Origin of the sequence: Sorangium sp. So ce124 (assembly GCF_051525235.1) — a bacterium.
Lineage (GTDB): Bacteria > Myxococcota_A > Polyangia > Polyangiales > Polyangiaceae > Sorangium > Sorangium atrum.
The window spans coordinates 4,744,303-4,756,778 of the sequence record NZ_CP150312.1 but is presented as its reverse complement, the minus strand read 5'-3'; the positions used below and the strand labels follow the sequence as shown (position 1 = coordinate 4,756,778).

Below are 12,476 nucleotides of genomic sequence, written 5' to 3'. Positions count from 1 at the left end.
CCGTGAGCGGAATGGTGGCCTCGTTTCTCACCCAGGTTGTGAGAGCAGGACGAAGTCAGTCACGAGAATTGCACGGGACGCACGATTTCTCGTGCATTGAAATTTTACCGCCACGCACCTGAGGACTACGGGCTCGACTGGCCCGAGCCCCTTCAGGGCGGCAGGTGCTGGCGCTCGAACGGCTCGCCGCAAGGACGGTTGTGGTGGGGATGGGGATGCTGCCGTGACGGCACGCGGAGACGCGCGGCGCTGCTAGCCCTGCCGAGCGACGGAGAGTACGCGGAACGTCTGGTCGGCGGCGGCGCCCGGCTTGCGCCGGGTGCCCCACCCCACCGCGGCCCGGTAGCTCCCGAGCAGCCCGGAGGCCTCGAGCTGTCCCTCGTCCACCGCGGTTGGCCGCTCCGCCTCCGGGGCCACGTAGAGCGCGTCCACCGGGCAGTAGGCCTCGCACATGAAGCAAGTCTGGCAGTCGCCCTGCCGGGCGATGACCGGCGCGCCGCCCGGGACGCGGTCGAACACGTCGGTGGGGCAGACCTCGACGCAGAGATCGCACCCGATGCACCGGGCATCGCTGACGAGCTCGATCATGGCGCCTGCACCTCCGCCGCGGCCGCGCCGATCGACGCCGGCGCGGGCGACTCGGGGCGCACCCACACGTGGTCGAGACCGCCGGTGATCAGCCGCCGCTGCTGCGCCGGATCGAGCCCGGGGTGGTCCTTGTGCTTGTGCATGCCGCGCGTCTCGGTGCGCGCGCGCGCCGCGTTGAACATCCAGCGCGCGGTGGCCACCATCGCGGCGCTCTCCCGCGCCCGCACGGCCTCGCGCACCGCCGCCCCGGGCCAGGCCTGCCGCACGTCCCGCCACAGCCCATCGAGCCTGTCGAGCGAGGCCGCGAGCCCCTGCGCGGTGCGGAAGAGGTTCTTGTCGTACGGGAACACCTCGTCTTGCACCGACCGGATCACCCCCTCCGCGTCGAGCGGCCTCGTCCCGCCCGCCGCCGGGAGCGCGGCGCGGCCGACCCCCTCCACCGCGCGCCGGCCGGCGCGCGGGCCGACGCTGCGCGCGAACAGGGCTGCTCCCTCGCCGGCCCACTGGCCCGAGGAGATGGCCCACGCGGCGTTGTGGCTGCCGCCGCCCGTGAATCCGCCGCAGATGAGCTCTCGCGTCGCGGCGTCTCCGGCGGCGTAGAGCCCCGGCGCCGACGTGGCGCAGCCGTGGCTGGTGATGCGGATCCCGCCCGTGCCGCGCACGGTGCCCTCGAGCCGCAGCGTGACAGGGAACCGTTGCCGGAAGGGGTCGATGCCGGCGCGATCGAAGGGAAGGAAGAAGTTCGGCTGGGCCGTGCGCATCCACGCCTGGAGCGCCTCGTCGGCCTTGTCGAGCTGGGCGTAGACCGGCTGCGTGAGGAGGGTCTCCGCGATCACGGACCGGCCGCGCTGCGAGCCGGCCCCCTCGATGACGCGCCCGTCCTCGTAATAGAACGTCGCCCAGTTGTAGAAGAGGGTCTTTGTGACCGACGCGAAGGCCGGGGCGATCGCGTAGGCGTTGGAGAACTCCATCCCTGACATCTCGGCGCCCGCCTCGGCGGCCATCAGCCCTCCGTCGCCGGTGAGGACGTTGGTGCCGAGCGCCTTGCTCAGGAAGGCGCAGCCGCCGGTGGCGATGACCACGGCCCCGGCCCTCACCGCCCACCTGTGCCCGAGCTGCCGGCAGACGCCGGCCGCCCCGGCGACCACGCCGCTCCCGTCGACGAGGAGCTCGATCGCGGGGCTGTGATCGAGGATGCGGACGCCAGCGAGCTTCACCCGCTTGCGCATCAGGCGCATGTACTCGGGGCCTTGCAGGCTGCGGCGGACGGGCTGCCCGCTGTCGTCGACCGGAAATGGATAACCCCAGGTCGCGAGGTCATTCACGCTGGCCCACGTCTTGTCGAGCACGCGGTCCATCCAGCCCCGGTCCGCGAGGAAGCCGCCCAGCCCCTCTCGGCTCGCCTTGGCCGCCTCGCGCATCTCGGGGACCGGGGGCACGTACCACACGCCGACCCCCGAAGGCGCCGTGGCGCCGCTGCTGCCGCAATACCCCTTGTCCGCGAGCACGACGCGCGCGCCCTTCGCCGCCGCGGCGAGCGCGGCCCACGTCCCGGCGGGCCCGCCGCCAATCACCAGGACGTCGGCCTCCAGCGCCAGCGTGTCGCTCCCGTCGAGGACGCGTCCGCCCTCGCCCTCAGGCTCCAGTTCCTCGCTCATGATGGGAAGGCTCCCTTGTTCAGGCCAGCTGCCTTGTCCGCCCCCCTCCAGCGCAATTGCAGCCGACATGCCATCGCCTGTTTCCCGGCGCCGATCCGGTGGGCGGCTCCCTGATTGCTGGAGAGGCACCAAGGGCTGCTGCCAAGGTGCTGCTCCGGGCGCACCTCCGCGGCACCTCGCGCGCCGGGGGCGCCTGGGCCCTGGCTACTGCAGCTGGAACCCCATCGCCAGGAGCGCCGCGCGCAGCCGGTCGCGCCCGCGCAGCGCCTGGGCCGACTCGACGCGCGCGGCCGAATGGCGGCTCCAGCTCCCCTGCACGCCCATGCGCTCCTTCGTATAGAAGCGCTCCATGAGCTGGTCGTAGGCATCGAGCGCGCCCACGCTTCGCTCGAACGCGCCGTACTGCTCGCGGTGCAGGACCACCTCTTGCGGGAGCCGCGGCTTGATGCTCGCCGGGGTGGCCTGGTCGGGCCAGCCCACGCACAGGCCGAACGTCGCGAACACCTGGGGTGGCAGGCCGAGCTCGGCCGCCACCGCTTCGGGGTGGTTCCGCAGCGCGCCGATGTAGACCGTGCCGAGGCCGAGCGACTCGGCCGCGACGAGCGCGTTCTGCGCGGCGAGCGCCGCGTCGACCACGGCCATGACGAACATCTCGAGGTAGTCGAGCCCCTCGTGCCCCACGCCGCGGTGCTTCGCGAGCTCGCCGAGCCGCTGCAGATCGGCGAGCCAGACAAGGAACAGCCCGCAATCGCGCACGTGCGCCTGGCCGCCGGCGAGCTCCGAAAGGCGCCGCCGCCGCTCGGCGTCCTGCACCGAGAGCACGCTCCAGAGCTGCAGGTTCGAGGAGCTCGGCGCCGACTGCGCCGCGGCCACGAGCAGCTCGAGCGTGCCCTCCGGGAGCGGCCTCGGCGCGTAACGCCGCACCGAGCGATGCCCGAGCAGCGCCTCGATCACCTCGTTCCACTGCGCGAAGCGGGGCGCCGGCCCCTCGCCGCCGTACCGCTCGCCGAAATACGCCACGCCGCGATCACTCATCGGTCTGCTCCTTGCCATCCTTGCAATCGATCGTCTCTCGCAGCGCGGGACGTACTCCCCTGCGGCGATGCCAGGCTGTTCTCTGCGCGCCTCCGTGCCTCGGGCGCACGGCGCGACGATCCCGGGGAGCCGCGCCAGCCAGGCCAACATCCGTTATAACGGACAATTCATCCGTCAGAAAGAGCAAAACCGCTCTGCTCGCCAGGTGAGCGGAAACTCCTGCGGGCGCGAAGGAGCGCTTGCGGTGGGTCGAGCGTGGCCCAACGCCAGGCTTATGAAAATTTCCGCCATAGCCATGTCCGGACTCGGCCTCGCGGCGCTGGCGACGGGGTGTAGCAAGGAGGAACGCGCGCTCGCGGAGGATCGCCCGGCACAGCCCGCGCTGGTCGAGCGGCAACCCGTCGAGCCGCCGCTCGCGGCGACCGAGGTGCCCGTGCCAGGCGACTTGCCGGCGTTCGTCGTCACCGGGCCGCTCGGCGCGTGTCCACGGATGGTGTTTCTTCACGGCATGTGCGGGCACGGGCTGGGCTACGTGCAGGCCTTCGCGAGGGCGGCGCGGGAGCACGGCGGGGTGCTCGGGCTCCAGGGCGACGTGCCCTGCGGCGCCGACCGGGTGTTCAGCAAGTACTCGCCCGACGTCGACGAGCAGGACGGCCGCATCCGGAACGCGCTGGCGGCGTGCGGCGGCGAGGCGGAAGACCTCGTGGTCATCGGCTACTCGCAGGGTGCCAATCTCGCGGAGCGGCTCGCGGAGCGGTGGCCGGAGCGGTATTCGCGGCTGGTGCTGCTCGGCGCGCCCACGACGCCCTCGGCCGCGCGCCTCCGGGACATCCGGGGAGCGGTGATGATCAGCGGCGAGCTCGACGCCACGTACCGCATGAAAGAGGGCGCGAGCGGGCTCCTCGCCGCCAAGATACCGGCGGTCTACCGGGAGATGCCGGGCGCGCACCACGGAGCGCTGCCGGACGCCGAGCGGGTGATGGACGAGGCGCTCGACTGGCTCGACGCGAACGCGCGGCCCCGCCCCTGACATGGGCCCGGCGCGCGTGTGTTATCGAGCGCGCGTGGAGGCCGTGGTCGCCATCTCTTGATCTTCTTGCCGACGGCGCGGGCCGGGATCACACCGCCGGCGCCGCGCCTGCCGCGCGGGAGCACCTCTCGACGTCCTCCCAGAACGTCGGGTAGGTCTTCGCGACGCAGGCCGGATCCTCGATGGTGATCCCTGGCCGACAGAGCCCCAGGATCGCGAAGCTCATCGCCATGCGGTGGTCGCTGTAGCTGCGCACGAGCGCGGGCGTCAGCGGCCGAGGCTCGATGCGGAGCCAGTCGTCGCCGTGGGTCACCTCCTGGCCCAGGCGGCGGAGCTCTGCGACGGTAGCGGCGAGGCGGTCCGTCTCCTTGATCCGGATGTTCGCCACGTTCCGGATCGTCGTCGGCCCATCGAGGAGCGGAGCGATCGCCGCCAGCGTCATCACCGTGTCCGAGATGTGGTGCATGTCGATGTCGATGCCGCGCAGGCGCCCGTCGCTGCGCACGGTGGTGGCGTCGGCCTGCCGGCTCACCCGCGCGCCGGCCTGCTCCAGGAGCTCGACGAACCGGTAGTCCCCCTGCAACGCCCCGTCGGCGAGGCCGGGCACGGTGATGGATCCGCCCGCGGCCGCGGCGAGCGCGAACGGATAGCTCGCGGACGACGCGTCGGGCTCGATCGGGTACGCCCGCGGGCGGTACCCCGCGGCGGGATGGACAGTGAACCCGCCCGCGGCCTCGTCGATCCGGCCACCGAAATCCGCGACCATGCGCCGCGTGATCTCGACGTAGGGGCGACTGACCAGCTCGCCGGCCACGCGCAGATCGATGGCGGCGTCGGCGAAGGGGCCGGCCATCATCACCGCCGAGAAGTACTGGCTGGAGCGATCGCCGCGCATCGTCAGCGTGCCGCCCTTCAGCCGGCCGCCCCGGATCCGGAGCGGCGGGCACCCCGTCGCGCACTCCACGTCCGCCCCGAGCTGCCTGAGGCCGTCGACAAGATCGGCGATCGGCCGCTTGGCCATGTGCTCGTCGCCGACCAGCACCACCTCGCCCGGCACGAGGCACGCGAGCGCCGCCAGGAACCGCACCGTGGTGCCGCTGTTCCCGACGAACAGCTCGCGCCCCGGCGCGCGCAGCCGGCCCCGCCCCCCCTTCACCACCAGCGTGTGCGGCCCGGCGTCCTCGATCCCGATCCCCAGCGCCTCCAGGGCGGACCGCATGTGCCGCGTGTCGTCGCTGTGGAGCACCCCCTCCAGCGTGCTCTCGCCGTCGGCGAGCGCAGCCAGCACGAGCGCGCGGTTCGTGATGCTCTTCGAGCCAGGGACCCGCCAGATCAGATCAGGCGGCGAGGAAAGCGGTGTGATGGGCAGAGGACCGGCAGGGATCATGAGGGCGGCGGACTATAGCGAGGCGCATCTTCGTGCGCCACGGGCTCATCGCGTCGCTGCGTCGCTCGACCGAGCCCGGATCACACGAATCTGCGCGGCGCCGCGCCGCCGCGCCTCACTGCGGCGCGTATGCCTGGAACTCGCCGCTCACGTGCAGCAGCGCCATGAAATACAGCATGCCGTCGTAGTAGCGGTACTGCCCGCTCGGGGGATCGAGGTCCCAGAGCGCCTGGACGAAATCGGCGGACCGCTGGTCGGTGGCCGCCAGGCTGGCGACCGCGTTCATGGCGACGAGGCCCGAGGAGTGGTCGGCGCTCAGCTCTTCGCCGTCGAGGGTGAACTGGTTCCCGTACTCCGCGCCTTGCGCCTCGAAGAACACCTGGATCCGATCGCTGAGCTCCTGCTGGCGCTCATCCTTCGCCCACCACGCCCAGTCGACGGACCAGTTCATCGCGGTGCGCCACGCGTCGAAGCGGAAGTCCACGGACTCGGGCTTCCAGGACGCCGCCTTGGGCGTGCCGTCGAAATTCGCGTAATCGGGCGTGAGCCCCGTCTGCGGGTGAGCCGCGAGGTGGAAGTAGCCGCGGCTCACCTCGGCCGCCTCGCTCCAGAAGGCGCGGTCCGCCTCCGGACCGTACTTGGCCCAGATCTCGTAGAAGGCCGGCAGGTGATACGACAGATCGGTGTGATCCCCGTTGGTCTCGAAGTTCCCCGTGTCCGGCGTGAAGCGGATCTGGTGGTTCTCGGTGTTGAAGAGCGTCGACCCGGTCGTCGTGCGCGTCTCCCCGTTCGCGAACACCTCCCCCGCGACGTCCGGCCGGTTCTTCATCAGGTCGAGCAAGCGATCCGCTTCCGCCCGGTAATCGTAGATGCCCTCGCCATTGCCCCAGCGCCCCGACGCGAAATAGAGCGCCGTCGCGAAGTACTCCTCGCCGTCCGGCGCCGGCATCTCGTCCAGCGGGGTGCCGTCGAAATTCATCGACCACGAGAAATACCCGTACGCCGGGTGCGTCTCGTCGGCGTGGAACATGTATGTCTTCGCCCAGTTCCAGAGCGCGTTGAACTCCGCCTGATGGTCTGTCTGGACGGCGATCATCATGCCGTAGCTCATGCCCTCCGAGCGCACGTCCTCGCTCGCGATGTCGCGGATCTGCGCGAGCGGGCCGTTGTCGTTCTCGTCCTGCTCGAAATAGACGGCCTCTTCGGCCGGATCCCCCTTGAAGAGATGGTCCCAGGCGGCCGCGATCTTGGCGTTCACCTCGTCCTGCTGGCGGAGCCCAGCGTGTTCGCCGTGGATCGGGCGCCGGTCAGGCCGCCTCGCCGTGCATGACACGCCACGATCCGACGCGCGCAACAGCGCTGCGGCTTGGTTTGCGAACACCCCAGCTCAGGACGAACGCGGTTTGACGGTAATGCGCATTACCGCACACGCGAGAGCGCCCGGGACGCCATGCGATGAACAGTGACTATGGAATCATGTGTATTCTCTGTAAAGAGAATTCACACACCGCTCTCTTCGCCCCAATCGCCGACAGCTGCCCACGACATGGTCGCGGTCGAGCGCGCCAGCCCGAACCGCCCGGTCCGATCGAGCGCGATGACGCCCCCGGTGATGTCGAGGCGCTCCGCCAGGTGCGCGATGATCCCGCTCGCCGCGTCGACAGCGCCGACGCCCGCGCGCATCCGCTCCACGGCCGAGTGCGCCACCACGAGCCGGATCATCCCCTCGCCGTGGCCGGTCGTCGACACGGCCCCGGCCTCGTCGTCGGCGTACGTCCCAGCCCCGATGAGGGGCGAGTCCCCCACCCGCCCGACCCGCTTGTTGACCGTGCCGCCCGTGCTCGTCGCCGCGGCCGTGAGCCCGCCCTCGTCGAGCGCCACCGCGCCGACCGTGTTGCCCGCCCAGGAGGTCGGGCGGATGCCCTGCTGGGCCGCCGCGAGCGCCTCCCGGGCCGCCTCCGTGATGAGCGCGGCCTCGCCCACGGGCGAGAACCCCTTCATCCGCGCGAACCGCGCGGCGCCGTGCGCGGCGTACAGCACGTGCCGGCCATCCTCCAGCGCCGCGCGCGCGATCGCGATCGGCTCGGCGAAATCCGAGAGCGCGCAGACCGCGCCGGCCCTGAGCCCGCGGCCCTCCATGATCGACGCGTCGAGCTCGATGTGGCCCTCCTCGTTGAGGCACGCGCCCGTGCCCGCGTTGAAGAGCGGATCGTCCTCGAGGACGCGCACAGCGCGCTCGACGGCGTCGAGCGCGCTCCCTCCCTCGGAGAGCACGCGCGCTCCCTCGCGCGCCGCGCGGAGGCACCCCGCCGCGTGCAGCGGCCGCCGCTCAGGAGCGACGTCGCCCGCGCCGCCGTGGACAAGGACGGTGCGCCGCCCGCCGTGCCCGCCCAGAGAATGGATGACGTGCTTCACGACCGTGGCACCCTACCCCGGCGCGCGCCCGGAGGTCCACGCCCACCCGATGCTCACTCGGGCGGGAGCGCGCTCCGCTTGGCCTTGAGATCGTAGGCCATGCCGCACGGCAGCGCCGCGAGCACCGGCGCCACGCTGAGCTCTCCGGCGACGAGGTCCTCGCACCGCGACCCCGCCGTGGGCACGAACTCGAAGGACATCGTCGCCTTGAACCCGGCGACGTCATCCCCTCTGCCGCCGAGCTGCCCGAGCGCCCGGTCGCGGCGCTCGACGGAGCACGGCGGCCCCGGCGGCGCGTCGCCGGCGCGCATGTCCACCACCACGCGCCCGTCGATCGAGAAGCTCACGTCATCGTCGTCGATGACGCCTGGGATCACGCTGGCGCCGTTGTTCCAGTACAGGGACCCGTCGCCGCGCGCGAGCTCGACGTCGAACTCCCACAGGCGCTTCGCGCCGAGCGCCCCCTCCCCGCACGTGTTCGCCGTCTGCGTCCCGACCACGTGGAAAGCGCCGAGCGCGGTCCCCCGCTCCGGCGCTTCCTGATCCCCGAAGGCGTCGGCGCAGGCTGGAAGCAAGGGCAACGCCGGCAGCAGCGCGAGCAGCAGCATCCGCATCGAGCCCGCGTACCAGACAGGCACGGCGCAGGACAAAAAAGCGCTCCCAGGCAATGGAAATAAAAACGGGTCGGGTGCTTTGCTCGCACCCGACCCGTCCCGTGGGCCTCTACCGGAGGCCTTCTGGACCCCGCTTGATCCCGCCTGTGCGGCGCCCCCCCTGTCCCGTCGCGACGAGCGTTCGGCCCCGGAGCGCCGGTGAGAATCGTTGCTGGAAGACCTGAGTCTTCCTCGATTCCCTCTCTGCCGGCCTCGCGGAGGTCGCGATGGCAGTCAACAGGTTATCGAGCGCCGGACCTGGCCGAGCGCGGTAGCGTTTTGCAAGGCCCCGATGACCCTGCGTCCACGCTCCACGAGGGTCAGCCGTTCCCAGCCTCCGGTATAGAAGAGCCACTGGTACTGTGCATGGTGTCCATCCCTCCTCCGGCTTGCCGGCACCCCGCGCCGGATCGAAAGAGATCGTCCGGCATGGCAAGGGTGTTCGATTGCGGATCTGCGGAGAGCCCGCCGATCTGGTGTCGACCCCGGCACCGTGGTGCTCCACGGCAGGACCATCCTGGAGCTGATGCTCCGTCCGAGGCCGAGGACCAGCCTATCACCGCTGTTCAGGCGAGCAAGGGGCTCACGCACCGAAACATCGAAAGCGATTCTCTTCCATTCCATCCATGTCTACCCGCGGTCCGCAGGGCTCCCACCGCGTCTCGCAACGCAGCCGGGCAGGCGTCGTTCGATGCGGCACGCCGCACGCCGCACGCGGCCAGGCAGGCGTCACCGGAAGCAGCGGCCAGGCAGGACGAGGTGCAAGGCGCGTCTCGGCAGGACGAGGCGCAGCGCTCCGGCGAGACGACGTGCCGGACGCACGCGCGCAGCTGCCGGAACAGGTCCGGTGGAACAACGGCGAGGACGCCGGCGAGGACGTTGGACGGCGGGCCAGCGCGCCGTGACCTCCGCCGCTCGCGCCGCAGCGCGAGGTGGGGCCGCGCGCCCGTCAGACGTGCGCGAACCAGCTCGCGTCCTCGCCCTCCGGCAGCGCCGTGGCGAGGACCGCGAGCATCGCGTCGATCTCTTCCTTCGTGTGGACGCCGCTGCGCAGGATGGCCGCCGGGCCGTCGCCCCCAGGCACCACGACCGACTCCACGGCGAGCGCGGTGTTGACTCCATAGCCGTAGGACGCAAGCGTCACGACCGCGGTGGCTTCCCGGTCGTCGAGCAGCCTCCGGATCGTCAGCGTACGGCGCACGCGCTCGCTGTCCTCGGCCCACGACGCGAGCCACGCCCGCGCCGCCTCGTCGAGGCCGACGAGCACGAGCTGCGCGGGAGGCAGCGCGTCAGGATCGGCCGCGGCGACCGCGGCGCGGTGGAAGCCCCGCACCTCCCGGCACCAGAGCGGCGGCGCGCCGTCGACGCGCACGAGAAAACCGTAGGGGCCACGGGCCCCCTCTCGCTCCGAGCCCCCCGAAGAAGCAGAAGAGAAACTGTCGTTCGACACGAAGGGAGACGATACACGAGCTCTGCTCGGCGGCGGAAGCCCGCTCAATTGCGCAGCACGTCGAGACGACACGGCTCCGCCCCGGTCACACCTGTCACACGCACGCCGCCTGGGTACGCTCGCCGATGCCCATGGCGGCCACAACGAGAGCGCCACACTCCTGGGATTTCGGCTAAGGTGGCCCCGCCTCCCCCGTGGAGCCCGTCCGGGACGGGGTGCGTCCTGCACCTACGGCGTCGCCCCGGCCCCGACGGGCTCCAGCCCGCAGCGACGGGTCGGGGCGGCAGCGGCGCCCGATGTCGGGCGCGCTGCCGCGGAAGGCCGGCGAAGAGGCCCGCCGGCGCGTCCCGCGTCACCTCGATCCCGATCCGAACCGCAGGCAATGAAGCTCACGTCACAACAAGTCATCGAGATCGTCATCGCGCTCTGCGCCTACTTCGGCGTCGCGTTCGCGCTCAACTGGTTCACCCCGGCGCGTTTCCGCGTGCTCGCGCGGTACAGCACGGTCGCCGCGGGCGTCGCGCTGTTCTTCTATGGTCTGGACCGGTACATCGACGAGCACGCCCGCGCCGTGGACATGGCGAAGGTGGCGATCGCGATGGGCGCCGCGCTCTGCGTCTTCTACGAGACGCACCGCGAGGGGATGCGCCGTCCGATCGCGGAGCGCTGGAAGCGGTTCGCCGGCGTCGCGCTCGGCGTCGCCGCCATCATCGCGTACTTCAACGGCTTCCGCTTCGGCTATCCCAAGTATTACCACCGCTGGGATCAGTTCCATTATTACATGGGGGCCAAGTACTTCCCGGAGATGGGGTACGACGGCCTCTACAAATGCACGCTGATCGCGCAGGACGAGCTGGGGCTCGTCACATACACGAACGAGGACACGGGGCGGCAGGTCAAGCTCGACATGTCGAAGGAGGTCCGCCACCCGGACAAGAAGATCCGGAACCTCGGCGGCGACAACCTCCTCATGCCGGCGAGCGAGGTGCTCGCCAACCCCGAGATCTGCAAGGCGCACTTCGCGCCGGAGCGCTGGGATGCGTTCAAGGCCGACGTGCAGTTCTTCCGGACGGCCTCGGACAAGGGCTACTGGGAGGACATGCAGAAGGACCACGGCTACAACCCGCCGCCGGTCTGGACGATCATGGGTAAGTTCTGGGCGGACCTCCAGCCGGCCAGCACCCGCTACCTCCAGTTCCTCGCCAGCTTCGATATTTTCTATCTGCTCGGGATGTTCGCCGCCCTCTACTGGGCCTTCGGGTGGCGGGTCTTCGCCGTCGCGGCGATCTTCTGGGGGTGCCAGTCGTCGGCGCCGTTCTACTGGACGGGCGGCGCGTTCCTCCGGCAGGACTGGCTCTTCTACCTGGTTCTCTCGGCCTGCCTCATCCGGAAGCGCTACTTCAAGCTCGCGGGCGCGAGCATGGTCTACGCGGGCCTCCTGCGCATCTTCCCGGGCCTGCCCGTGATCGGCTGGCTCACCGTCGCCGGGATTCACCTCGTCCGCCACAAGCGCATGGCGAGGTCGCACGTGCAGGTGCTGATCGGCGGCGTCCTCGCGGCCGCCGTGCTCATTCCGGTGAGCATGAAGGTCTCCGGCTCGGACTCGTACCGGCAGTTCTACGAGCACACGCTCAAGGTGCACGACCAGACGCCGCTGACGAACCACATGGGCCTCCGCGTGCTCGTCTCCCACGAGCCCGGTACGGGCGTCGAGTCCGGCCGCATGAAGTACACGAAGGACACGAAGCTCGTCGATCCGTTCGAGGTCTGGAAGCGGATGCGCAACGAGCGCTACGCGAAGTACCGCTGGATCGCCTACGCGATCATCGCCGCGTCCCTGGCGGGCTTCGTCTACGTGTGCCGGCGGGTCCGCTCGCTGTGGGTGGCCCAGTGCCTCGCCCAGATCTTCGTCATCCTGCTCTCGCAGCTCACCTGTTACTACTATTCATTCATGATCTTGAGCGCGCCGCTCACCCGGGTGAAGCGCCAGATCGAGGTGCCCCTGTTCGGCCTGGCGGCGCTCAGCCAGTTCATCTGGATCACGTTCAACTACAACGACGACAAGTACACGGTGCTCACCGCTGTCTCACTCGCCTTCTGCTATTACCTGCTCTGGATCTTCTCCGGTAAGACGATGCCGTGGGCGCGGCAGCCCGAGCCGGCGAGCGAGGACGGCGGAAAGCCGACGGCCCAGCAGGCCTGAGGCGCTCGCCTCCTGCTGGATCACCACGGCAGCGCATCTCATGCCTCGAAGTGCCTG

10 protein-coding genes are annotated in these 12,476 nt (G+C 70.7%); 2 read left to right on the top strand and 8 right to left on the bottom strand.

Going from position 1 to position 12,476, the window contains the following annotated elements:
- Positions 1–252 precede the first annotated feature (252 nt).
- From WMF19_RS17865 to WMF19_RS17855, 3 genes are all read right to left on the bottom strand, one after another.
- Entirely contained in the window at positions 253–588 is a 336-nt protein-coding gene (locus WMF19_RS17865) for a 4Fe-4S binding protein (RefSeq protein ID WP_437900197.1), read from the bottom strand.
- Positions 585–2,246 carry an FAD-dependent oxidoreductase gene (locus tag WMF19_RS17860; RefSeq protein WP_437900196.1) on the bottom strand — a complete coding sequence of 554 codons (1,662 nt, stop codon included), beginning with the start codon at positions 2,244–2,246 and terminating at the stop codon, positions 585–587. Before WMF19_RS17860 ends, WMF19_RS17865 begins: the two co-directional genes overlap by 4 nt.
- A gap of 204 nt (positions 2,247–2,450) precedes the next feature.
- Positions 2,451–3,281, bottom strand: coding sequence for an NADPH-dependent oxidoreductase (locus WMF19_RS17855; protein ID WP_437900195.1), 831 nt, complete (start codon positions 3,279–3,281; stop codon positions 2,451–2,453).
- A 295-nt stretch (positions 3,282–3,576) separates the two neighbouring features.
- Here WMF19_RS17855 and WMF19_RS17850 point away from each other — a divergent pair, with 295 nt between their 5' ends.
- Positions 3,577–4,311: an alpha/beta hydrolase gene (locus tag WMF19_RS17850; protein ID WP_437900194.1), complete on the top strand. Its 735-nt coding sequence runs from the start codon at positions 3,577–3,579 to the stop codon at positions 4,309–4,311.
- A gap of 88 nt (positions 4,312–4,399) precedes the next feature.
- On the opposite strand, the gene aroA is transcribed toward WMF19_RS17850, so the two are convergent.
- The 5 genes from aroA to WMF19_RS17825 all read right to left on the bottom strand — a co-directional run bounded on the left by aroA (position 4,400) and on the right by WMF19_RS17825 (position 10,138).
- Positions 4,400–5,698, bottom strand: a complete 1,299-nt coding sequence (gene aroA / locus WMF19_RS17845) for a 3-phosphoshikimate 1-carboxyvinyltransferase (RefSeq protein ID WP_437900193.1) — start codon at positions 5,696–5,698, stop codon at positions 4,400–4,402.
- 115 nt (positions 5,699–5,813) lie between these two features.
- Complete coding sequence (locus WMF19_RS17840; RefSeq protein WP_437900192.1) at positions 5,814–6,956, bottom strand: glycosyl hydrolase family 8; 1,143 nt, start codon at positions 6,954–6,956, stop codon at positions 5,814–5,816.
- 242 nt (positions 6,957–7,198) lie between these two features.
- Positions 7,199–8,113 (bottom strand): isoaspartyl peptidase/L-asparaginase, encoded by a 915-nt coding sequence (locus WMF19_RS17835; protein WP_437329786.1) that lies wholly within the window; start codon positions 8,111–8,113, stop codon positions 7,199–7,201.
- Positions 8,114–8,166: 53 nt separating this feature from the next.
- Positions 8,167–8,751: a hypothetical protein gene (locus WMF19_RS17830; RefSeq protein ID WP_437900191.1), complete on the bottom strand. Its 585-nt coding sequence runs from the start codon at positions 8,749–8,751 to the stop codon at positions 8,167–8,169.
- A 964-nt stretch (positions 8,752–9,715) separates the two neighbouring features.
- Positions 9,716–10,138: a hypothetical protein gene (locus WMF19_RS17825; RefSeq protein ID WP_437900190.1), complete on the bottom strand. Its 423-nt coding sequence runs from the start codon at positions 10,136–10,138 to the stop codon at positions 9,716–9,718.
- Positions 10,139–10,598: 460 nt separating this feature from the next.
- Between WMF19_RS17825 and WMF19_RS17820 the strand changes: the two genes are divergently transcribed.
- Positions 10,599–12,419: a hypothetical protein gene (locus WMF19_RS17820; protein ID WP_437900189.1), complete on the top strand. Its 1,821-nt coding sequence runs from the start codon at positions 10,599–10,601 to the stop codon at positions 12,417–12,419.
- The last annotated feature ends 57 nt before the right edge of the window (positions 12,420–12,476 follow it).